Annotated in this window: 24 protein-coding genes and 4 pseudogenes; 25 read left to right on the plus strand and 3 right to left on the minus strand. The window is 45.1% G+C overall.

Annotated elements, in window-relative coordinates; genetic code table 11:
- Positions 1–268: 268 nt before the first annotated feature.
- Complete coding sequence (locus tag JCM10519_RS00695; protein ID WP_054737668.1) at positions 269–2725, minus strand: sigma 54-interacting transcriptional regulator; 2457 nt, start codon at positions 2723–2725, stop codon at positions 269–271.
- Positions 2726–3012: 287 nt separating this feature from the next.
- On the opposite strand from JCM10519_RS00695, the gene JCM10519_RS00700 reads away from it, so the two are divergent.
- From JCM10519_RS00700 to JCM10519_RS00725, 7 genes are all read left to right on the plus strand, one after another.
- Positions 3013–3381 (plus strand): PTS fructose transporter subunit IIA, encoded by a 369-nt coding sequence (locus JCM10519_RS00700; RefSeq protein WP_054737669.1) that lies wholly within the window; start codon positions 3013–3015, stop codon positions 3379–3381.
- A gap of 52 nt (positions 3382–3433) precedes the next feature.
- Complete coding sequence (locus JCM10519_RS00705; protein ID WP_013272608.1) at positions 3434–3901, plus strand: PTS sugar transporter subunit IIB; 468 nt, start codon at positions 3434–3436, stop codon at positions 3899–3901.
- Positions 3902–3921: 20 nt separating this feature from the next.
- Positions 3922–4674, plus strand: coding sequence for a PTS sugar transporter subunit IIC (locus JCM10519_RS00710; RefSeq protein ID WP_054737670.1), 753 nt, complete (start codon positions 3922–3924; stop codon positions 4672–4674).
- Positions 4675–4676: 2 nt separating this feature from the next.
- Positions 4677–5516 carry a PTS system mannose/fructose/sorbose family transporter subunit IID gene (locus tag JCM10519_RS00715; protein WP_054737671.1) on the plus strand — a complete coding sequence of 280 codons (840 nt, stop codon included), beginning with the start codon at positions 4677–4679 and terminating at the stop codon, positions 5514–5516.
- A 233-nt stretch (positions 5517–5749) separates the two neighbouring features.
- Positions 5750–6568, plus strand: a complete 819-nt coding sequence (locus tag JCM10519_RS00720) for a BtpA/SgcQ family protein (protein WP_054737672.1) — start codon at positions 5750–5752, stop codon at positions 6566–6568.
- 11 nt (positions 6569–6579) lie between these two features.
- A complete protein-coding gene (locus JCM10519_RS24835) occupies positions 6580–6708 on the plus strand; it encodes a hypothetical protein (protein WP_347842696.1) in 129 nt (42 codons plus the stop codon).
- The gene (locus tag JCM10519_RS00725; protein ID WP_054737673.1) at positions 6687–7244 is read left to right on the plus strand and encodes an HAD-IA family hydrolase; all 558 of its coding nucleotides are present in this window, start codon (positions 6687–6689) and stop codon (positions 7242–7244) included. The genes JCM10519_RS24835 and JCM10519_RS00725 overlap by 22 nt, the downstream gene beginning before the upstream one ends.
- A gap of 134 nt (positions 7245–7378) precedes the next feature.
- Here JCM10519_RS00725 and JCM10519_RS00730 read toward each other — a convergent pair.
- Positions 7379–9122, minus strand: a pseudogene (locus tag JCM10519_RS00730) (NFACT RNA binding domain-containing protein).
- Positions 9123–9318: 196 nt separating this feature from the next.
- Between JCM10519_RS00730 and JCM10519_RS00735 the strand changes: the two are divergent.
- The 13 genes and pseudogenes from JCM10519_RS00735 (at position 9319) to JCM10519_RS24850 (ending at position 17592) form a co-directional block, all read left to right on the plus strand.
- Positions 9319–10197, plus strand: coding sequence for a YicC/YloC family endoribonuclease (locus JCM10519_RS00735; protein WP_054737839.1), 879 nt, complete (start codon positions 9319–9321; stop codon positions 10195–10197).
- 15 nt (positions 10198–10212) lie between these two features.
- The gene (gene gmk, locus JCM10519_RS00740) at positions 10213–10833 is read left to right on the plus strand and encodes a guanylate kinase (protein ID WP_054737674.1); all 621 of its coding nucleotides are present in this window, start codon (positions 10213–10215) and stop codon (positions 10831–10833) included.
- A 23-nt stretch (positions 10834–10856) separates the two neighbouring features.
- Positions 10857–11114: a DNA-directed RNA polymerase subunit omega gene (rpoZ, locus tag JCM10519_RS00745; protein ID WP_347842697.1), complete on the plus strand. Its 258-nt coding sequence runs from the start codon at positions 10857–10859 to the stop codon at positions 11112–11114.
- 95 nt (positions 11115–11209) lie between these two features.
- Positions 11210–12550 (plus strand): 30S ribosomal protein S12 methylthiotransferase RimO, encoded by a 1341-nt coding sequence (gene rimO / locus JCM10519_RS00750; protein WP_054737675.1) that lies wholly within the window; start codon positions 11210–11212, stop codon positions 12548–12550.
- Positions 12534–13077, plus strand: a pseudogene (gene pgsA / locus JCM10519_RS00755) (CDP-diacylglycerol--glycerol-3-phosphate 3-phosphatidyltransferase). The gene rimO and the pseudogene pgsA overlap by 17 nt, the downstream one beginning before the upstream one ends.
- 2 nt (positions 13078–13079) lie before the next feature.
- A pseudogene (locus tag JCM10519_RS00760) lies at positions 13080–14327 on the plus strand (competence/damage-inducible protein A).
- A 22-nt stretch (positions 14328–14349) separates the two neighbouring features.
- A complete protein-coding gene (locus JCM10519_RS24840) occupies positions 14350–15132 on the plus strand; it encodes a hypothetical protein (RefSeq protein WP_347842698.1) in 783 nt (260 codons plus the stop codon).
- A 48-nt stretch (positions 15133–15180) separates the two neighbouring features.
- On the plus strand, positions 15181–15606 hold the full coding sequence (locus JCM10519_RS24845) for a hypothetical protein (RefSeq protein ID WP_347842699.1): 426 nt from the start codon (positions 15181–15183) through the stop codon (positions 15604–15606).
- A gap of 60 nt (positions 15607–15666) precedes the next feature.
- The gene (locus JCM10519_RS00770) at positions 15667–15975 is read left to right on the plus strand and encodes a hypothetical protein (RefSeq protein ID WP_347842700.1); all 309 of its coding nucleotides are present in this window, start codon (positions 15667–15669) and stop codon (positions 15973–15975) included.
- Between the two features lie 75 nt (positions 15976–16050).
- Positions 16051–16524 (plus strand): hypothetical protein, encoded by a 474-nt coding sequence (locus tag JCM10519_RS00775; protein ID WP_347842701.1) that lies wholly within the window; start codon positions 16051–16053, stop codon positions 16522–16524.
- 32 nt (positions 16525–16556) lie between these two features.
- Positions 16557–16988 (plus strand): DUF2953 domain-containing protein, encoded by a 432-nt coding sequence (locus JCM10519_RS00780; RefSeq protein ID WP_347842702.1) that lies wholly within the window; start codon positions 16557–16559, stop codon positions 16986–16988.
- Position 16989: 1 nt separating this feature from the next.
- Entirely contained in the window at positions 16990–17400 is a 411-nt protein-coding gene (locus tag JCM10519_RS00785) for a spore germination protein GerW family protein (protein WP_054737678.1), read from the plus strand.
- Positions 17401–17454: 54 nt separating this feature from the next.
- Entirely contained in the window at positions 17455–17592 is a 138-nt protein-coding gene (locus JCM10519_RS24850) for a hypothetical protein (protein ID WP_013272624.1), read from the plus strand.
- A 108-nt stretch (positions 17593–17700) separates the two neighbouring features.
- Here the strand turns inward: JCM10519_RS24850 and rpmB are convergent, their stop codons facing one another.
- Complete coding sequence (rpmB, locus tag JCM10519_RS00790) at positions 17701–17889, minus strand: 50S ribosomal protein L28 (RefSeq protein ID WP_025233002.1); 189 nt, start codon at positions 17887–17889, stop codon at positions 17701–17703.
- A gap of 168 nt (positions 17890–18057) precedes the next feature.
- Between rpmB and JCM10519_RS00800 the strand changes: the two genes are divergently transcribed.
- The 5 genes and pseudogenes from JCM10519_RS00800 to JCM10519_RS24860 all read left to right on the plus strand — a co-directional run bounded on the left by JCM10519_RS00800 (position 18058) and on the right by JCM10519_RS24860 (position 23056).
- Positions 18058–18414 carry an Asp23/Gls24 family envelope stress response protein gene (locus JCM10519_RS00800; protein ID WP_054737680.1) on the plus strand — a complete coding sequence of 119 codons (357 nt, stop codon included), beginning with the start codon at positions 18058–18060 and terminating at the stop codon, positions 18412–18414.
- Between the two features lie 14 nt (positions 18415–18428).
- Positions 18429–20102, plus strand: a complete 1674-nt coding sequence (locus tag JCM10519_RS00805; RefSeq protein WP_054737681.1) for a DAK2 domain-containing protein — start codon at positions 18429–18431, stop codon at positions 20100–20102.
- Between the two features lie 90 nt (positions 20103–20192).
- Positions 20193–22247 (plus strand): annotated as a pseudogene (gene recG / locus JCM10519_RS00810) (ATP-dependent DNA helicase RecG).
- Between the two features lie 111 nt (positions 22248–22358).
- Positions 22359–22700, plus strand: a complete 342-nt coding sequence (locus JCM10519_RS24855) for a hypothetical protein (protein WP_347842703.1) — start codon at positions 22359–22361, stop codon at positions 22698–22700.
- Positions 22701–22720: 20 nt separating this feature from the next.
- A complete protein-coding gene (locus JCM10519_RS24860) occupies positions 22721–23056 on the plus strand; it encodes a DUF975 family protein (protein WP_347842704.1) in 336 nt (111 codons plus the stop codon).
- Positions 23057–23090 lie beyond the last annotated feature (34 nt).

Below are 23090 nucleotides of genomic sequence, written 5' to 3' on the forward strand. Positions count from 1 at the left end.
AGTACACCAAATAACATTCCCGCCTATCTTTCCATGAAATATAGAGAATCAAACAGGCACGTTTTATTAGCGTCGGATTTCCTCCGGCGCTTTTTTATGTTGGTTTGTATCCCAGTTGAGCATGCAAAACGTTCGAAACATAAACTACCCCCTATGCGGACAATGTCAATTTGAGCAAATGACTAATAAAATTCATAAGCACAAAACACTTGACAAAATAATCAAAACTTATATCCGCAAGCCATTGTGAAAAAGAGTCTCAGCCGGACTACTCCATGAATATCTCCGTTATATATGCGATTTCACTGGCAGGAATCTTAATCCCGAAAATATTTTCTGCATATTCTAATTTGTGTTCTACCGTGTACATAAGCTCATGGTTTTCAGTGGTAAAACCGTTGAGCCGGGAATAGCTCCAGGTCTCTCCGCGAATGGCCCGCTCCAGCATATTACAGCAATGGCACAGATATTTGGCTGCAATTTCATTGGAATAAGGGATTTTGAGATCCAGCAATGTAGCCTTCAGGCATTTTTCAAGTACATTAACAGCCTTGGTGGTGTCTAGAAATACCGTAGTTTTTGAAATTACCTTGTCTACTAAATTCTGAATAAAAGCTTCCTGGGAGCTTAAGTTAGCTGCACGGGTACTGTGGGTCTGACTGGCAGGAGTCAGGAGAGAGAAGTCCGAGCGGTTAGACAGAATCTGACGAATAGTTTGCAGAAGCAAAGGCAGGGTGACGGGGTAGAGGATGTTGGTGTCGATGCCAGTTTGTCTGGTAATATATTCGTTGATGGTGGTCAACGGCTCCATATCGGTGAAAATCAGGATGCCGGAGCCACGGTTTAACTGTTTTGCCTTTTCCACTGCCAGATCCAGGCACTCCTTTAAGCTCATGGAAGAGGAGAAGTTGATATAATCTATAATATAGTCATCATAAATGGTTTTCAGGGCATAACTCACCATGTCCGAGGCAATCGTTTCTCCATGGCAGATCACTAAAAGTCCCAGATTTACTGTTGTTATCCAGTTGGAAAAAATGGCAAAATAGGAGGCCAGGTAATCAATCTCACGGTTGGAGAAATAACAGGAGTAAATTTGAGATAGATTTTCCATGATATCCAGAGCCATCTGATATTCTTCCGGGAAACTGTCCATGGAAGCGGCGGGAGCCTCGTTAGGATCTGGCAGCGAATGGCTGTCTGCTCTTTTTAAAAAATTGGTGATATGCAAAAGAATCCCATATAAAAGATGGATATGCTTTTTGCTCTCATCAAACTTGCCTTTCTTTTGCAGCTGAGCGATAACAATCTGGAATACAATAGGATAGATATTCCGCTTAATGGCGTGAAGCTCCGTATCCCTGCAGTTGGACAGCCGGGCGATGTTGTCCACTACGGTCTGATAAATGTTGTCAATGGATTCGATATCCATGCTCAGATGGTTTTCCAGAAGCTGCTGGTGGCTGGTCCCGGATATGGAGGGAGCGGATTTAAAAGAATTTAAGTATTTGGAACCTCCGTTTTGGTCCAGCTCAATGTACTGGTCAGGTATTTCCTCCAGGATATGGCGGACAAGATCCTGTTTGTTTGCGGTACAATCTGTGAAAGAAAGAAGCTCTTGAGACAGATCGTGAAGATGGACGTAAACAGTCCTGCAGTGGTTAGAGAGGCTGTCCAGATAGGCGCGGGAGCAGGCGGTCTTGATCTCATTAGCCAGTTGAATGATATTTCTAGTATAGTTCATGGCCGCCAGACAGGAAACTGCGTCTTTGGAAATTTTTATAGGAAGATGGATGGTGCGTGCTTCCTCAGAAAAGAGCTGGATTATCAGCTCTATTTTTTCGTGGATACCCCGATCCTCCAGATCAGGAACGGAAATGGCAGAAGGAAATCTTTCCGCCAGAATGCGAATGGGATCATTGCTGCTTTTGCAGGTAGTGGAGGCGATTATCATACACTGGATGTCACGCAGGGAGGTATCACCGATGCGGTTATAATAGTTTTTAGTTATTACTGAGGCAATAAGTTCCATGGAGGCAGGGGATAAGTACTCGATTCCATCAAAGAAAAGGATTCCCCCTTTTGCTGCGTCCAGGAAGCCCCGCCGCGATTTGTTAGAGACTACATCTCTGGCCAGCCCCAGAAGCTGTTGGGAAAACAGTTTGGGATTGTCAGAAAAGCTATGGCAGGTCACGGGAATAAAGGGAACGGCACTGTCAGATGAGACCAGCGTTTTTTTGTATAGATACATACAGTGAGCGAATTTGCTTTTGCCCACGCCGATGGAGCCGCAGAGCAGGGTGTGCAGCCCATAGGGCGGATAGGAAACGGAGGCCTTGGCAAGGGCAATGATTTCCTTAAGACTGGTGTCCGCTCCGATCAGCTCTTCCAGAAAGATGGCTTTGTCTGATTGTTTCCTGTTGTCTGAAGCCTTGATCAGATTGGAAAGAACTTCACCTTTTGCCACGGTCTGAGGGATAAAAAAGCCCGGATGGTATTCTGACACCAGCTTTCTGTCCAAAAACAAGGTGGGTTTTCCCTGAAATTTAATCAGGAGGCCATCCCGCCAGAGATCATTTAAGGCTCTGGATACGTTGGCTCTGTCCATTTTAAGATCAATGGCAAGGGTATAGGCATCGACGCCCCGGCCGTCAATATTTCCGCTTTCAAGAATTTGCAGGGTCTGTTTCCGTACGGAATTCAGTATTATTGTGTTCTGTGCCATTGCAGCGGCTCTCCTTTGTATTTTTTTATAAAAATGAGTGTAATATCTTGGTGAAATTTTAACACGGATCATATTGAAACGCAAGGAGATATATGAAAGTGTGTAAAAACCATTGTCGTACTTTGACACACTTTACACAAAAAGTGTTTACTTCTTTTATAAAAAAAATAAAAATTATGTAAAATGCATAAACACAAATAAGAAATGTGTGGATTTATGATGAAATTTTACAAAATAAACCCTGTTACAGTATGATGAGAGCAAGAAAAATCATGTAAGGAGGTTATATGAGTAAAGTACTTTTATTAAGTCATGGGGATTTAGCCAGGGAAATATGGGCCACATCCAACATGGTGCTGGGAGAGATGTCAGGAGTGGAGTATTTGACGCTTCCGCTGGGTACAGATTTAAACCGTTATGAGCAGGACATCCGCCGTAAAATAGAGGAAGCGGAAGATGGGCTCCTGATACTGACTGACATTTTTGGAGGAACGCCGTTTATCACAGCCTCTCGTGTGTTCGCCTCACTGGAGGACAAGGACCGGGTGGAGATAGTAACAGGCATGAATCTGGCCATGGCCATTCAGGTATTTAATTTTGTGGGAAATATGCCGGTAAAAGAACTGAAAAAAAATCGCGGTGACAGCGGGGGCTGAGGGAATCGTGGACTTGAAGGAACGGATATGAGAGAAGGGAAAGGAGCAGAAAATGAGCGTCAGGATGATTCGAATCGATGACCGGCTGATCCATGGCCAGATTGTTGCGGCATGGGCGAAAAACCTGTCCATCAAACGGATATGGATTGTAGATGATGATGTGGCTAAGGACGCATTTATCACGAATGTAATGAAAATGGTATCTCCGCCGGATACAGAGCTTGTAATTACTGGTACTGACAAGGCAAGGGAAATGGCGGAGGAATTCGATGCTGCGGACAAAAACACGCTGATCCTGGTGAAATATCCAAAGGTCGCCAGGCTGTTGTTTGACACAGATATCAGACTCAGAGAACTGAATGTGGGCGGAATGGGGGCAAATGCAGAACGCAAAAAGCTGTTTAAGAATATTTCTGCCAGTGAGGAGGAACGGAAAACTTTAAAAGATATGAAGGAATCCGGAGTAAAGGTGTATTTCCAGGTAACACCCAATGAAAAGCAGACACTATTTGAAGGATAAACGGTAAAGGGGGAAACAACATGTTAATTCAATCGATTTTAGTAGCTTTCTGGGCATGGTTTAACGGCATGGTGGTATCGGAATATCTGGTATGGATCGTCAGAGGTGCGCCGCTTGTAAGCGGAACCATTACTGGGATTCTGATGGGGGACTGGCGTTCCGGCGCAATGATCGGTGCTACCATCCAGCTGCTGTATATGGGGCAGGTGACAGTAGGAGGCATTTCATCTTATGATAAATCCTATGCTGGCATTATCGCAACTGCAGTTACCATTGCATCCCACCAGACACCGGAGATTGGAATCACGCTGGCAGTTGCTCTGGGGACTCTGGGCTTGATTGCCAGCAATATTTTCATGACGGTTTGCGTGGCATTTGTGCATATGGCTGATAAATATGTGGAAGAGGGAAAAACCAACAGGATATGGATTTACAACTGGCTGCTTCCCAACCTTTTGTGCGGGCTGCTGTGGGGAATTCCAGCTTTTCTGGCCGTATACTTTGGCTCCTCTTATCTGGAGGCGTTTATGAATCATATTCCGGCATTTGTGTCCAAGGCACTGACCACCGTGGGCATGATTCTTCCGGCTTTGGGGATCGCGATGATGCTTAAGACTGTGTTCAACCCCAGGTTTGCTCCATTTATCGTGGTAGGGTTCCTTTGTGTGGCATACCTTCATATGGATATCATCGCCTGCGCCCTGTTAGGCGGGGCCTGCGCAGTTCTTTACTGGACCCTGAATCTGGACAAACTGACAGAAGGAGGAAATTAAAGATGGATGAAAACATTGTTGCAGCAAATGAAAACAATGAAAAGAAGCTAAGAAAATCGGATTTGCTCCGTTGCTTTTTGATCTGGGAGACCACTTCCGAATCCTGCTTAAGCTATGAACGTTTAATGTCCTTAGGCTTCTGCCATGCCATGACACCTGTAATCAACCGTCTTTACAAGACAAAGGAGGAGCGGGCGTCCGCATTGAAGCGCCACATGGTATTTTTCAACACAGAGAACAATTGGGGGGCGTTTATTCCAGGAATTGTGTGCTCCATGGAAGAGGAGAGGGCCAACGAAGGCACCATCAGCGAAGAGATGATCAACAGTGTCAAAATTGGTCTGATGGGACCTCTGGCAGGTATTGGGGATACCATTACCCAGGGATTGTTCAAAACCGTTCTGCTGGCAATTTTTGTGGATATGACTTTAAAGGGAAACATTGCGGCGCCGTTTATTTATGCAATCCTTATGGGTGCTTATATTGGAGGGATGGGGTATTTTACGTTCTTCTCCGGCTACCGCCTGGGGCAAAATGTGCTGGGCAAGATCACTGATGTAGCAATCATGAGGAAGATCACTAACAGTCTTTCTATCCTGGGACTGATTATTGCAGGAGCCATGATGGTGAATAATGTTTCCATTGTGACGCCTCTTGCTATCAATATTGGTAAGACCTCTGTCATCATTCAGGATTTGCTGGATTCTATTCTTCCTGGTATGTTAAGCGTGATTTTTGTTATGCTGTGCTTTGGGTTAATGAAGAAAAGAGTCAGCGTGTTCAAAATCATGATCATTTTGTTTGCAGTTGCGATTATTGCGGCATTATTTGGAATTTTATAAAATCGCGAGATCAGGTCGCAACGCTGATATAATCTTAATGCACTTATAGTCTGAGATGCTATAATGGATTTCTTATGAACATCCATGCCACAGCAGACAAAAAAATTTGAAATGAAAGCTTGCAGCAACACTTATTATATTTTCAAGGGTAAATATGACAGTAAAATAAAATGAAGTTCAAGTACTTTTATCACGATTTGTGCCTGAGCTAAGCGAAAGGAATGTGAGTTATTATGAGAAAAACCTGGCTTTCAGATGTAATTGGAACAGAAAAAGCGGCTTTCGGTCTGGTTCACCTGTTGGCGCTTCCCGGTGATCCGCTGTATGATGCAGAGGGAGGACTGGAAAGAATATACGAAGCAGCTTTGGCTGATGTACAGTCTCTTCAGGAAGGAGGGATTGATGCACTGCATTTCTCCAATGAATTCAGCTTTCCCTACCAGAAGAATCCTCCCAGAGAAATCATGTCTGCAATGGCCTATATGATTGGCCGTCTGAAACCGTATATCGAAGTCCCTTACGGCGCAAATGTCATCAGTAGTCCCAGCGACAGCGTGGCGCTGTGTGCCAGCGTCGGAGCAAAATTCACCAGAGGAACATTTTCTGGGGTTTACTCCGGAAACCTGGGGCTGTATGACACTGCCATCGGAGATTATGTGCGTCTGCGTCACAATCTTCATGCGGATGACGTGAAGATGATCCATTATGTGGTGCCTGAGTCAAGCGCTGATATCGGTGGGCGTGATCCTTTGGCCTCTGCGGTAGCGTCCAAGTTTATGAATATGCCGGACGGATTTGCCGTGCCGGGAGCAACTGCCGGACAGTCTGCAGATATGTCTTTGCTGCATCAGCTGAGAAAGTCTATGCCGGATATGGTCCTGGTGGCTTCCACGGGCGTGAAGTATGAGACGGTTGATGATATATTCTCAATTTGTGATGCGGCATTTATTGCCACCAGCCTGAAAAAGGACGGAATATTTGAAAATCCTGTAGATAAGGATCGGGTAAAACGATTTATGGAAAAGCTGAAGGATTTTAGAAGCAGCCTGTAAAAGAGGGACCTATGTTAAAGGCAGTTTTATTTGACTGTGACGGCGTACTGTTGGACAGCGAGAGCATCTACTTTCCTGCGTTTCCCAAATACTGGGAACCCTGGGCAAGGAGGCTTCAGTGGAGGAACTGGCATATCTGATTGGGGCAGATATCCACGTTATCACTGAACGGCTGAAACAGGACTTCGGCCTGGAGAATTATGACACGGAAGAACTGATCCGCGTTCAAAGGACGCTGTTTAACGAGCGGTTTTATAAGGGAAAATTAACGCCCATGGACGGGCTTGAAGGCTTTTTGGAAAGTCTTAAAAAAGAGGGGATTCTTCTGGCAGTAGTTTCTTCCTCTGGCCAGGACTATGTAGAATATGTACTGGATCAATTAAGAATCAGGGAGTATTTTAATCTTTATATCGGCAAGGAGGCAGCCGGTCGTTCTAAGCCCTTCCCAGACCTGTACCTGGAGGCAGTCAGGCGGCTGGGGATACACGCAAATGAGGCGTTGGTGGTAGAAGATTCCCTTAACGGAATCCGTGCAGGACTTGCTGCAGGCTGTTACGTGATTGCCTACAAGGGGGCAGAGATAAAACAGGACACCTCTGGCGCCCATGAAACGGTGGAACATTACCGGGACTTGGATGGAAAAAAACTGGGGGAGAGTATCTGGCGGTTTAAATAAGTCTTCCTGACCGGCAAACGCAGAACGCGGCTTTGAGATAACAATCAAAGCCGCCGTTCTGCGTTTGAATAAACTTGATGATGCAAATAATAATTCATTTTTACGATGTCATAATAAAAATCATATTTTTAAATTTACTTACACTCTTCCAAAAGAATCCGGGGCTCAGCAACCATAGAATAATTGGTGTGGTAGATAACAAAGCCAGGAGCAGCCCCGGCTACCTTCTTTATCTGCTTTTTCTGTACATAATCCACTTCCACCTTATCATTTTCACGGCCCTTGGAATAGTAGGCAGCTAAAGCCCCGGCTTCTTCAAATACCCGGTCGGGAAGTTCCTTTCCTTCGGACTTTACGATTACATGGGATCCGGGGATTCCTTTTGCATGGAACCACCAGTCACTGTTGCCAGCCACTTTAAAGGTCAGTTCTTCATTCTGATAATTATTTTTCCCTACGTAAATATGGAATCCGTCAGAAGAAAGGTAGTGGAAGGGCTTGCTTGTGATCTTGGGCTTCTTGTCGCCGGAACGGCGATGCTTAATGTAACCGTATTCCATCAGCTCTTCCTTGATCTGAACAAGATCCTCTTCCATTAAGGCGATGTCCAAAGAGGCGCTTACGGATTCCAGATGGTCGATTTCCTGTCTGGTTTCAGCAATTTGTTCTGTCACGGCTTCAAAGGTACGCTTTAATTTGTTGTACTTATCAAAATATTTCTGCGCATTCTCTTTTGCAGACAACTGATCGTCCAGGGGAATGGTAATTTCCTCATTGGTGTAATAATTAAGGCAGACTAACTGCTTATCCCCGCCAGCTAATTCATATCCATAGGTATTGATAAGCTCGCCATAAACCTTATACTTGTCCCGCTTGTCCGTATCCTTTAGCTGCTTGGCCTGCAGGTCATATTTTTTATAATTTCGTTCCAAAGCGGTCTGCACAATTTTCCGTAAGTCCACGGATTTCTGGCGGATCCTGGTAATGGTATTTTTTGAGGCATAATAGGTTTCCAAAAGGGAACTGATGGAATCAAAGCATTGGGAAACATAGTTATCTCCCTGATAACAGGTTAAGGGAAGGGCGGAAAATTCCACAGGCTCTTCCTTTTTATATATGATATTTGGAGTAAAATGCCCTTGCTTTACATCTTCCATGATAAAGGAAAACATGTGATACAAATGAACCAGTTCCAGTTCCGTCATCCCATTGGCAGACCGGTCCCCGTCAATGGAAGCCAGGCTGCATAGTTCATGCCCCATAATGGGACTTATACCAGTCAGTTTCATATACAGCGCTTTTTGTATGGGAGCAGCCGTATTGCCGATCACATCTATAAATTCTTCTTCTGTGATGGTCAGAGGGTCCTTCTTGTCCATGGTTTGTGGAATGAAATAGGTTCTTCCCGGCAAAACCTCACGAACGGAGCTGACCTGGGCAGAAATATGCTTTATGCTGTCTAAAATCAAGTCTTCTTCATTGCAAAAAATGATGTTGCTGTGTTTTCCCATGATTTCAATGATCAGTTTTTTTGATCCTTTTGTCACCTAAATCATCAAAATGCTCTACTTCCATGCATAGGATCCGTTCCAGTCCCGGCTGGCTCACCCGGATGATGCGCCCGTTTCCAATGTGCTTTCTTAAAAGCATACAAAAATTAGGGGCGGTCATGGGGCTTTGCTTGTTTGACTCCGTAAAATAGATGAGGGGGAGACTGGCGCTGGCCGATATCAGGAGTCTCCATGTATTTTTCTGGTTTTTAACAGTAAACAGCAGTTCATCCTTTTCCGGCTGGGCAATTTTAGCGATTTTTCCGCCTTCCAGCCGGTCTTTCATCTCTGCTGCAAGATTTGCCATAACAATTCCGTCTAATGCCATTATTTGTTTTCCTCTTTCCTGCCCGCGCGATTTGGGCATAATGGTATCCCTGGAAGGGGGTCCCTCCGGTAAATGGTCTATATAATAAGGATAGTATAGCACAGAATCATATTTCTGTAAAATTTAAAACCAATTGACTTGTATTTTATTATGAATTATAATGGATGATATCTATGGCGAAAGAGAGGCATATGGAATGATCAAGAGCATGACAGGTTTCGGCAGATGCGAAACCGTCACGGATGAATATAAGATTTCCGTCGAGATGAAGGCTGTAAATCACAGATATTTGGATTTAAGCATAAAGATGCCGAAAAAGTTTAATTTCTTTGAAGCAGGGATCAGGAATCTGTTAAAGAATTATATCCAACGTGGAAAGGTTGATGTATTCATCTCCTATGAGGATTACACAGAGAATAAACTGTGCTTGAAGTATAACAGTGCGCTGGCTGCTGAATATATGGATTATTTCGCAAAGATGGAGACACAATTCGGTATTCAAAACGACATTAAGGTATCGGCCCTGGCCAGATGCCCGGAGGTCCTTATCATGGAAGAGGTGCCTGAGGATGAGGACCAGATGTGGAAGCTTCTTTCAGAAACCATTGAGGAAGCCGCAAAGCGTTTTGTGGAAACCAGAGTAGCAGAAGGAGAAAACCTAAAGAACGATCTCCTTGGAAAGCTTAAGTTTATGACTGAGCTTGTGGAATTTATTGAAGAACGGTCCCCCAGGATTCTTTCGGAATACAGAGCAAAGCTGGAGGACAAGGTGAAGGAACTGCTGGCAGGCGCTTCCATTGATGAAGGAAGAATTGCCACGGAAGTTACGATTTTTGCTGATAAAATCTGTGTGGATGAAGAGACCGTACGGCTCAGAAGCCACATTGAAAATACCTGTGCTGAGCTTAATGCAGGCGGGAGTGTGGGAAGAAAACTGGATTTCATCGCTCAGGAGATGAACCGGGAGGCGAATACCATTCTTTCCAAAGCCAATGACTTAGAAATCTCTGATAAGGCCATCGCACTGAAGACCGAGATTGAAAAGGTAAGGGAACAGATCCAGAATATTGAGTAGGAGAGTATCAGAAACATGAATGAAAATGGCATATTGGTAGTCGTATCCGGATTTTCAGGGGCAGGCAAAGGCACCTTGATGAAGGAACTTTTGAAACGGTATGATAATTACGCGCTGTCTATCTCCGCTACCACCAGAAATCCCAGAGCGGGAGAAGCAGACGGCAGGGAATATTTCTTCGTGGCAGAAGAACGCTTTAAGGATATGATAGAAAAGGAAGAATTGATCGAATATGCCCAGTACGTCAACCATTACTATGGCACACCCAAGGAATATGTTTTAAACCAGATGAGAATGGGGAAGGATGTAATCCTGGAAATTGAAATTCAGGGGGCACTAAAGGTAAAGGAACGTTTCCCTGAAGCGATTTTGGTTTTTGTTATGCCTCCCAATGCAGAGGAATTAAAGCGCCGTCTCATCGGCCGCGGGACAGAAAACATGGATGTGATCAATGCCAGGCTCCGCCGGGCGGCTGAGGAAGCGGAAGGCATGGAGGCCTATGATTATATCCTTATTAATGATAAGATAGACACTTGTGTGGAAGAGATGCACCGCATGATCCAGGTACAACATAACCGGGCTTCCAATAATATGGCGTTTTTGTCCCATATTCGGGAAGAATTAAAGAATATATAGAGCCGATTGAGAAAGGGGAATAAATGATGTTACATCCATCTTATTCAGATTTGATTAATGTAGTAAACAGCGAGGTAGAGCCAGGAGAGGCTCCTGTTGTGCAGAGCCGTTATTCTATCGTGATCGCCGCAGCCAAGAGAGCAAGGCAGATCATCGGCGGCTCAGAGCCGGAGATTCTGGGAGCCGGTAAGAAACCGCTTTCTGTTGCCGTAGAGGAACTGTATGAGGGCAAAGTGAAGATTTTAAGCGAAGCGGATGCAACAGAAGAAGACGATAATTAGGAAGAAGGCCGTCTCACTTTTGGATGAGATGGCCTTTCTCATGACATAATCTACGATCTACTAAACCTTTTATAATGAAAGACAGGAGTTTAAACATGAAGTTATTATGTGTTTCACTGGGCTGCGACAAGAATCTCGTAGATACGGAGATGATGCTGGGCCTTCTGAATAAAGACGGATATACGTTTACGGATGATGAGTATGAGGCGGATGTGATTGTGATCAATACCTGCTGTTTCATCGGTGATGCGAAAGAGGAAAGCGTAAATACCATACTGGAGCTGGCCCAGAGAAAGGTAGACGGCAAATGCAAGGCATTGATTGTAACCGGCTGCCTGGCCCAACGGTATAAACAGGAGATCATAGACGAGATTCCTGAAGTGGATGGTATTTTAGGAACCTCCACCTATGACGAGATTTCCCACGTTCTGTCAGAGGCCCTGGGCGGAAATGAACACGTTCAGCGCTTTCACGATCTGGACGGGATTCCTGAGATGGAAACAGAGCGGATTCTGACAACAGGAGGCCATTACGCCTTTTTAAAGATTGCGGAAGGCTGTGACAAGCATTGTACTTACTGTATCATTCCTTCTCTGCGGGGAAATTACCGCAGTGTTCCCATGGAGCGTCTGATAAAGGAAGCAAAAGGACTGGCTGAGAAGGGGGTAAAAGAGCTTATTTTAGTTGCTCAGGAGACAACCCTTTACGGTGTGGATCTATATGGGGAGAAATCACTTCCAAAGCTGCTTAAAGGTTTATGCCGCATACCCGGGATCCAGTGGATCCGGATCCAGTACTGCTATCCGGAAGAAATCACGGATGAGCTGATCCAGACCATAAAGGAAGAAGAAAAGGTATGCAAATACCTTGATCTGCCCATTCAGCATGCCAGTAACCGGATTTTAAAACGCATGGGCCGCAGGACCACAAAGGCACAGCTTCAGGAAATCGTGGAAAAGCTTCGGAGAGAGATCCCGGATATGGCTCTCAGGACCACCCTGATCTCCGGATTTCCAGGGGAAACTCAGGAAGATCACGAAGAGCTGATGGAGTTCGTGGATGAGATGGAATTCCAGCGTTTGGGAGTGTTTGCCTATTCCGCAGAAGAGGATACACCTGCTGCAGAATTTCCGGATCAGGTTTTGCAGGAGGTAAAAGAGGAACGCCGTGATGCCATTATGGAGCTTCAACAGGAGATTTCCTATGATTTTTCAAAGTCAATGATCGGGAAAACCCTGGAAGTCATGATCGAAGGCAAGGTGGCGGATGAAAATGCCTATGTAGGCCGTACTTATATGGATGGGCCAGGTGTGGATGGAATGATTTTTGTTCAGACGGGCGAAGAACTGATGTCAGGTGATTTTGCCAGGGTCCGGGTGACAGGGGCTATGGAATATGATTTGATAGGAGAGTTGGAGGATGAATTTACCGAATAAGCTTACGATTTTAAGGGTTTTTATGATTCCGTTTTTTGTTTTGTTTATGCTGCTGGACGGAGGTGCAAATGCATCCTACCGTTACATTGCAGCTGTCATATTCATTGTGGCCAGCTTTACGGACTTACTGGATGGAAAGATTGCAAGAAAATATGGCCTGGTGACTAATTTTGGCAAGTTTATGGATCCTTTGGCAGATAAACTGCTGGTCTGTGCCGGTCTTATCTGCTTTACAGCCCTGGGCCAGCTTTCTGCCTGGATCGTTATCGTGATCATAAGCCGGGAATTTATTATCAGCGGTTTCCGTCTGGTGGCTTCCGATAATGGCGTGGTGATCGCAGCAAGCTATTGGGGCAAATTTAAGACGGTGTCCCAGATGGTCATGTCGGTTCTTCTCATCCTGAATATTCCGGCACTGTCCTTTGTCACAATGGCGTTTATCTGGATTGCCACTATCCTTACTGTGGTTTCACTTGTTGATTATATAGCAAAAAAATTACCGTGTTCTTACGGAAGGGAGTATGTGATCATGGTTGTTGAACTGATTTCAGTTGGAACGGAACTTCTTCTTGGAAATATTGTAAATACCAACACACAGTATCTGGCGGAGAAATGTGCCTTTTAGGGCTTTCCATGTACCATCAGGTTACGGTGGGCGATAACAGGGAACGTCTTTCGGAAGCTTTGAGACAGCCTTAAAGCGCTCGGATGTTGTCATATTGACCGGAGCCTGGGGCCAACGGAGGATGATCTGACAAAAGAGGTCTGTGCAGAGGTTATGGGGTTTTCTCTGGTGGAAGATGCCCATACAAAGGAAAGGATCAAGGAGTATTTTAAAAACAGCATTTATAAAGAGATTCCAGATAATAACTGGAAGCAGGCTCTTGTTCCCCAGGGAGCGGTTGTACTGGACAATGACAACGGTACTGCTCCCGGACTTATTATGGAAAAGGATGGAAAGGCGGCAATCCTGCTGCCAGGGCCTCCAGGTGAATTAAAGCCTCTGTTTCGCGGCCAGGTAGTTCCATATCTTCAGAAGGGCCAGCCTGAAGTGATCCGTTCTCAAATGGTCAAGATCTGCGGACATGGAGAGAGCCAGGTTGAGAAAAAGCTTCTTGACCTCATTAACGGCCAGACCAATCCAACCATTGCCACCTATGCGAAAACAGCTGAAGTGCATTTAAGAGTCACGGCAAAGGCATCAAGCGATGAGGAAGCCAAAAGCCTTTTAAAGCCGGTGGTAAAAGAGATTAAAAGCCGCTTTGGGGATGATGTGTATACCACAAAAGAGGAAGAGACCATTGAAATGGCAGTTGTCCGTCTCCTTAAAAAAAATACGATTTAACGGTGACTACGGCGGAATCCTGCACAGGAGGACTGATCGCAGGGCGCCTGGTGAATGTGCCTGGGGCTTCCCAGGTGTTCCGGGAAGGCTTTATCACCTATTCCAACAAGGCAAAGAGAAAACATCTTGATGTAAGCAAGAGCACCTTGAAAAAAACACGGTGCGGTCAGCGAACAGACTGCCAAAGAAATGGCCATCGGAGGTGTTTTTGCAGCCGATTCGGATGTCTGCATCGCAGTGACAGGAATCGCAGGACCGGATTCTGATGGAGAAAAGCCGGTGGGACTTGTTTACATGGCCTGCTATATGAAGGACAAGGTTTCAGTGGAAGAATATCATTTTAAGGGGAACCGGGAAAAAATCAGGGAACAGTCCGTAGTAAAGGCACTGGACCTGCTGCGCCGTTCCATTCTTAAGAATTACCATTCATAAGACCTTACGGAAGGAGATAAATTTGGAGACCCGTTTGCTGAAAAAACAGATGACTGCAGCGTACCAGTACTCCTATGTAAGGCTGGTGCTGAATTATTATACTTTATTTGAAACCATTGGGGAAGAACCTGTGATTCCGGAAAGTTTCATTGCCTACTGCCGGCAGCTTAACGGTCTGCTTAAGGAGCATTTCTCCGGAAAAGATGTGGAAGAGGGACTGCTTAAGCTTCGGGAGGATATCACTCATGAAGTGGAAATCCTGACTTCCTACACCGACTGCTTTCAGATTTATGAATATGTTTTAAACCGTCTGGAACGGAAGTTTATAACTTTGCCGGAGACAGGACATGATGATGAAAGCTTTGCCATGCGTCTCACAGGATTTGTAAGGGATACCAGGGAAACAGCTGTTATGAACGGAAGGATCAGGCAGATCATCGGCCAGCTTCCGGTGCGTCTGACAAAACAGAAGTTTTTCAGCCTTGTCATGGAAGGACTGTCCGTTTACATTGGTTCTCCCTTGGAAAATCTTAAAGATATGATGTATACCCTCCGCAGGTCATCCATGGCAAAGCTTCCCTTGGGAATGGAAGAGGGGCATAAGGACTTCTTTGAGCTTTTGGAACAGTTCCGCCATGAGGATTACACCAATATGACCGCCGAAGGCTATGAAGAAGCTTCTTCAAGGCTTGCCATTGCCTGCCAGGGCTTATGGATGAATCCGGCCTTTACATCATGCTTCAGGATATTATCAATGATTTTTGCGTCCTGGTGTTTGCCAGGCCGGGAGCGGTCATTGATGTGAAGGAGGAGGAGCTTTATTGCTCCATGGTGGGAGAGATACTGGATAAGTTTGAAAAAGAAGATTATTCTCCTGCAAAAGAAGAATTTTTTTGACGGGCTCACCCGGCTGGAAGGCAGGCAGGAAGCTTATTATGAGCGTTATTTAAGGACTGAACTTCCGGAAGAGAGCGATGAATGGAATAAAGATCCGGATTACGTGAAAGCTGTAAATGTAGACAGGCTTTTATCCGGAAGCTCTTTTGTGGAATTAAAAGGACGGAATAAGGAGAAAGAGGCAGGCGAGGCGGAAGAAACGGCTGTTGTTGACCGTCCTTACCTGGAGAAAACGGTAAAGGAATACTTTGAGGAGCTTTTGGAGGTATTTTCCGGTGTTTCCAGGCCTGTGGCCCGGGCATCATGGCTAAGGTTTTATCAGACCTTCCTGTCTATTTTAATTCGATTGAGGAAATACAGGCATATATCGAAGGAAGTTTAAAAAGCTGCCTGGATGAAGCGGAAAAGGAAACTTGCAAGGAATTATTGGAAGAGCTGATGGATGATGAAAATAAGCTGGTTTGACCGTTTGTACGTAGGCGAGAAAGCGAAGAAGAAACGTTACCGGATCATTCAGGGAATCCGCAGGTCAAAACCTGGGTCAGGGATTTATGTGATTACGCCTGCCATAAATGGGAATAATATACTTGATATCTATCCGGCAATGACGCTTTTATGGCCCCTTTACCGGGAGGAGGAATTTCTCATTTTAGGCATTGCGTCCGGATATTGGGAAGCATTAGAGGTGGCAGGGAATATCATTAGTGATATGTACCGGAAAACAGGAGCTTTGATCTGCCTGCTTTTATAGAGGGACAGGGATACCTGTATGCCCAAAACGCATGGGCGAAAACAGGGAAAGAAGCCGGTAAGGTGTGAGGTGTTCATGCTTCATATAATTTTGTTTATACTTAAAATCTTAGGGTTGCTGGTGCTTATTGTTTTAGGACTTATCCTCACTGTGGTTCTGCTGGTCCTTCTGGTCCCGGTCCGGTACCAGGCAGAAGGATCCTATGATGGAAAGGTGAAGGGAAAAGCCAGGATTACCTGGCTTCTACATATCCTTTCCGTGTCGGCCCAGTACGAGGAGGACTTAATCGTGAGGGTCCGGTTCTTTGGCTTTCGCATTGGAAAGCCAAAGAAGATGGACTCAGAGCTTAAGGAAGCGGAGGAGATCATGGTTCAGGCCATGGAAGTCATGGAACCGGAACCCATAAAAGAAACGCTGGAAGTGAAAGATGAAATCCATGACAGGATTCAGGAAAAACCCAGGACCCTGCCGCCTCCAAAGGAGGAATCAAGGAATTTTCCGCTTCCAAAGGAAGAACCAAAAAAAGAAAAAAAAGATTCGGGATTATGAAGCTGTATGAAAGGGCCAGGAAAAAGGTTCTTATGGCTTTTACAAAACTTAAGTTTTTTTTCCTGCGGATCTGTGATACACTGAGAACAATAAAAGACAAAAAAGATGAGATTCATGCCTGGATTTCCAATAAGGAGAACCAGAAAACCGTAAAGCTGCTTTTTAGGCAGGGGAAAAAACTGATCCGTCATATCCTTCCCCGCCGGGGAAAGGGAAACATAACCTTTGGCTTTGAAGATCCGTATCTGACCGGACAAGTGCTCACCTATGCAAGCGTTATTTATCCGCTCTGTCATAAGCATTTAAACCTGTATCCTGTTTTTGACCGGAAGTTTACGGCTGAAGGAAGGTTTCGGGGTAGGATCCGCACGGGGACGGTTCTTTTCATTGGATCGCGTATGCTGCTTAATCAGAATTTCAGGCGTTTATTAAAGGGATGGCTTCATAAAGGAGGAATTGCTTAACGTGGCAGAGAATAATTTTACATCTACAGTAGAGTCGCTGTTTAAGGGAATGGATTCTTTTGTGGCAACAAAAACTGTGGTAGGAGATGCGGTAAAGGTAGATGATACGATCATCCTGCCTTTGGTGGATGTGACCTGCGGCATGGCTGCCGGATCTTTTGCAGGAGATGCAAAGCATAACGGGGCAGGAGGCATGCATGCAAAGATGAGTCCCAGTGCGGTGCTCATCATCCAGAATGGAGTAACAAAGCTGGTAAATATCAAGCAGCAGGATGCTGTAACGAAAATTCTGGATATGGTTCCGGATTTTGTCAATAAATTTGCCGGCGGTACAAAAGAGGTTTCCCCGGAAGCCTTAAAGGTGGCGGAGGAGATGGCCGCTGCAGAAGATAAGAAAAAAGCGGAAGAATAAGAAAGGGATAAGCCGCATAGGATGTCATATAGCCTGAATGGATTGAGGGATGATATGAGAAGAGTATGCGGACTTATGCTGTTCTGCTTTGGAGCAGGCATGGCAATCCTGCTTTTTATCCCGGCGACTATCGTAACGATCCTGTTTATCATTGGATGTCTGGTTCTGGGATATAACCTGTTCTGCTGCTGAGCAAGCAATGCTGTTAAAATAAATGAGGCCAGCCTTTTAAGAGGGCAGGCTCATGATAAAATGACAAAAAAATACTCCTGACTGATGCCAGCCAGGAGTTTCCTTCGATTAAGCTCTTTCAACTAATCCGGATCTTAAGCAGGAAGTACATACGTACATCTTCTTATTAGCGCCGCCATTAACTTTTACTTTAACGGACTTTACATTTGCTTTCCACATCTTATTGGATCTTCTATGGGAATGGCTCACTGCGTTGCCAAAGTGAGCAGCTTTTTCACAAATTGCACATTTAGCCATGATTGCACCTCCTTAAAAGCGACTTGGACTTTTTATGGTTGAAAAATCCACAACAAATGTATGATAACAGAAAACACATGGATTTGCAAGTGAAAATTAAAAATTTGTTTCTTTTTTTGGAAAAATCATGTATAATCAAATCAGACAGAAAGAACGGAGGTAAAGACTATGAAGGGTTATATTAACAATAGACTGGGCGAGATCCAGGTAAGCCCTGATGTTATCGCTATGTATGCCGGAACGACTGCAGTGGAATGCTTTGGTATCGTTGGCATGGCGGCTGTCAGTATGAAAGACGGACTTGTTAAGCTTTTAAAACGGGAAGGCCTGACTCACGGAATTAATGTGAACATCCAGGACAACCATATCACCATCGATTTCCATGTAATTGTAGCCTATGGGGTCAGCATTTCTGCGGTGGCGGATAACTTGATTGAAAATGTAAAATACAAAGTAGAAGAATTCACAGGTATGACAGTAGATAAGATAAACATCTTTGTCGAAGGCGTAAGAGTGATTGATTAAGGAGGAAACTACCCGTGGGTATGAAGTTTATAGACGCCAAAATGCTGCAGAAGGCATTTCTGGCAGGAGCAAAAGGACTGGAAGCGAAGAAAGAATGGATTAACGAACTGAATGTGTTTCCAGTGCCGGATGGAGATACCGGAACCAACATGACCATGACCATCATGGCGGCGGCAAAAGAAGTTGCTGCCATTGAGAATCCTACCATGGAATCGTTAGCAAAAGCGATTTCCTCCGGTTCTTTAAGAGGAGCGAGAGGAAATTCCGGTGTGATCCTGTCCCAGCTGTTCCGGGGTTTCACAAAAGAGATCGCTGCCGCCAATCAGGTGACTGCCACCGTTTTAGCCAATTCCTTTGTAAGGGCAACCGAAACTGCTTATAAAGCGGTAATGAAGCCTAAAGAGGGAACCATTCTTACTGTAGCCAGAGGAATGGCAGAGAAGGCTGCGGAGCTGGTTACCGAAACAGAGGATATTCTTGAGTTCGGCCAGAAGGTGATCGATCACGGTGATTACGTATTGAGCCAGACGCCGGAGATGCTTCCGGTTTTAAAACAGGCCGGAGTAGTGGATTCCGGTGGTCAGGGGCTTATGCAGGTAATGAAGGGCGCCTTTGACTGCCTGATGGGCAAAGAGGTGGACTTATCTGTAGAGGTTGTAAAGCAGCCGGTTGCTTCAGCTGCAGCCCATGGGGCACAGTCTGCTGACATTGATATCCGGTTCGGTTACTGTACCGAATTCATCATTAACCTGGAAAATCACTATGATGATAAAAAGGAGCATGAATTTAAGGAATATCTGGAATCCATCGGTGATTCCATCGTAGTTGTTTCCGACGATGACGTGGTAAAGGTCCATGTCCATACCAATGATCCGGGACTTGCAATCCAGAAGGCCCTTACTTTTGGCTCTTTATCCCGCATGAAGATCGATAATATGAGGGAAGAGCACCAGGAAAAACTGATTAAAGAATCAGAAAAGCTGGCTGCCCAGCAGAAGGCTGAGAGCGAGAAAAAGGCGGAGCAGAGAAAGCCCTACGGCTTTATTTCCGTTTCTGCCGGAGAAGGTCTTGATGAAATATTCCGGGGGATCGGTGCAGACTATCTGATCCAGGGCGGGCAGACCATGAATCCCAGCACAGAGGATATGCTGAACGCCATTGAACGGGTTAATGCCGACACCATTTACATCCTCCCGAACAATAAAAACATCATTTTGGCGGCCGAGCAGGCAAAAAGCCTGGTAGAGGATAAGAAGGTCATTGTGATCCCTTCAAAAACCATACCTCAGGGAATCACTGCCATCATTAATTTTGCTCCGGATTTATCACCGGAGGATAATGAAAAGATCATGACAGAAGAGATGTCCCGTGTAAAAACCGGACAAGTTACCTATGCGGTCCGGAATACCATGATCGATGACATTGAGATCCGGGAAGGGGATATCATGGCGTTGGGGGATAATGGAATTCTGGCGGTTGGAAAAGAAATTGAATCCACGGTGCTGGAAGCCCTTAAATCCATGGTGGAAGAAGAATCTGAATTAGTGACCGTTTATTACGGCAAGGATGTCAGGGAAGAGGATGCAAAAGAGCTTAAGGAAAAAGCGGAAGAGCTGTTTTCACACTGCGAGGTAGAGCTTCATGCAGGCGGACAGCCGATTTATTATTATCTTATATCTGTAGAATAAAAAAAGCCAGCGGCATTTATTATACCGGGCAGACGAGGCCTGTCTGCCCGGTTTTGCTGTGCAGGAAAAAGAGAGGAGGGGAACCTGTCTTTGAACCGGGAGCCAATTGATTCCTTAAAGGGAATCGGAGAAAAAAAACAGGAAAATTGTTTCAAAAGGTGGGAGTGATAACCGTTGGGGATCTTCTGGAATATTATCCGAGAGCTTATGATACCTATGAGGAGCCTTGTCCCATTGGGGATCTTAAGCCGGATCAGGTGATGAGCGTAGCCGGAATGCTTTACAAGACTCCGGATGTAAAACGGTACAGCCACATCCAGGTCATCACAACGACTTTAAAAGATGTGACGGGAACCCTTTTGCTTACCTGGTACAACATGCCCTACCTTCACTCCACTTTAAAAGCGGGAATGAGGGCTGTTTTCCGTGGCAGGGTGGTAAATAAAAAGGGACGTCTGACCATGGAACAGCCTGAGGTGTTTACGGCAGAGGCCTATGAACAGGTGATTCATTCCATGCAGCCTGTTTACGGCCAGACCAAGGGACTGAGCAATAAAACCATTGTCAGAGCCCAAAGGCAGGCCTTAAGCTTCGGGGCATGGTGCGGGATTATATGCCTTTTGATCTGCGCAAAAAACACGAATTGGCGGAATATAATTTTGCTGTTGAACATATTCATTTTCCGACGGACCGGAACGAACTGCTATTTGCCAGAAAAAGGCTGGTGTTTGATGAGTTTTTTTCTTTTTCTCATGGCGGTCCGGCGTTTAAGAGACAAAAGAGAGGATAAAAAAAGCGCTTATATTTTAAATCTCTCCCCCCAGGTGGAGTCTTTAAAGAAAAGCCTTCCCTATTCCCTTACTAGTGCCCAGGAAAAGGTTTTAAATGAGGTATACGGCGATCTGTCAGGAGGGCATGTCATGAACCGCCTTATTCAGGGAGACGTAGGCTCCGGCAAGACGATCATCGCCATACTCGCCCTTCTTCAGGCAGCTTATAACGGATATCAGGGAGCCTTAATGGCGCCTACGGAGGTACTGGCAAAGCAGCATTTTGAGTCCATGACAGAGCTGTTTGCCATGCATCAGATCGACAAAAAACCCATACTTGTTACGGGCTCCATGACGGCAAAGGAAAAAAGGATTGCCTACGAAAAGATTGCTTCCCATGAGGCGGATATCATTATCGGAACCCATGCCCTTATTCAGGAGAAGGTGGTATACGACAATCTGGCGCTGGTAATTACCGATGAACAGCACCGGTTCGGGGTCAGCCAACGGGAAATGCTGGGGAAAAAGGGTGAGGAGCCTCATGTTCTGGTAATGAGCGCCACGCCCATTCCGCGGACCCTGGCTATTATCATTTATGGGGATTTGGACATTTCTGTCATTGACGAGCTTCCTGCTAACCGTCTGCCCATTAAAAACTGTGTTGTGGATACCGGCTACCGGGGGAAAGCCTATGAGTTTATCCGGAAAGAGATCGCAGGCGGACGTCAGGCCTATGTGATCTGCCCCATGGTGGAAGCCAGCGAGATGATTGATGCAGAAAATGTAGTGGATTATACGAAGACCTTAAGGGAAGCGCTTCCGGGGATTTCTGTGGAATATCTTCACGGGAAAATGAAGCCAAAAGAAAAAAAACGGGATCATGGAGAGATTTGCCTGTGGGGAAATCAAGGTTCTGGTATCCACCACTGTAATCGAGGTAGGAGTAAACGTTCCCAATGCAACGGTTATGATGATCGAAAATGCAGAGCGCTTTGGCCTGGCTCAGCTTCACCAGCTGAGAGGGCGTGTAGGGCGGGGAAAATACCAGTCTTACTGTATTATGGTAGGAGCCTCGGACCAGGAGGGGACAAAAGAGCGTCTGGATATTTTAAATCAGTCCAATGACGGCTTTTTTATTGCCTCAGAGGACTTGAAGCTTCGGGGACCCGGTGATGTTTTCGGTATCAGGCAGAGCGGGGATCTGGAATTTAAGCTTGGGGATATTTTTACGGATGCCAATCTGTTAAAGATCGTATCAGATGAAGTAAAACGGCTTTTTGAGGAGGACCCGGAGCTGGAAAAAGAGGAACACCAGGAGCTTAGGGGCAAGTTAAAGGAGTACCTTGAGAAAAGCTATGATAAGCTTAATTTATAGTTAAAATCATCTGATCTTATGTTTTTTTGCAGAAAATATTTGCAATAATCGACGGCAAATGATAAACTTATTTACGTAAATTTATCAGAATAAGGAAGCAGGAGGAATGTAATGAGTAGAAAAGCTTTAAAAATGGATGCAAAAGATGCCATGAGGGAGGCGCTTGTAAGCCCTTATATGGTCACAATAATTTTTGGTGTCATTACGGTTGTATTATCTGTTGTGCAGGGATTTCTGAATGTATGGCAGGAGATGATAGAAAACGCCGGCTCTTATGGGGAAATAGGCCAGGTAGGAGCGTTTGCGGCCAGCAGCATTGTTTTTCTAATTATTTATATTCTTATCAGTACGATTATCCAGTTCGGATATCAGTCTTACTGTTTAAAGGTTGCTAACAGGGATAATACTATGTCATACGGAGATTTATTCAGCTCCATAAGGTATTTTTTTTAAAGCCCTGGGATTGCTTTTTTATGGTGTCCCTGCTTACTTTCTTGTGGGCATTACTTCTTATCATTCCGGGAATCATAGCTGCTTACCGCTATTCACAGGCCATTTTTATTATGGTTGAGGATCCCAGTAAAGGTATCATGCAGTGCATCCGTGAAAGTAAGGAAATGATGGTAGGGCATAAGTGGGAATATTTTGTTCTGGAGCTGTCCTTTATTTTATGGCAGCTTTTGGGCCTTGTCACTTGTGGCCTGGCTTATATTTATGTTTATCCCTATATGAAGGTTACTTTTGCTAATTATTATAATGCAGTAAAGCCAAAAACTGTTGTATATGAGGAAGAAGCTGTATTTGAGTAAACGATCAAAGGTTCAATTCTTTTTTTAAGAGGTT

The organism is Clostridium sp. NkU-1, from assembly GCA_001312405.1.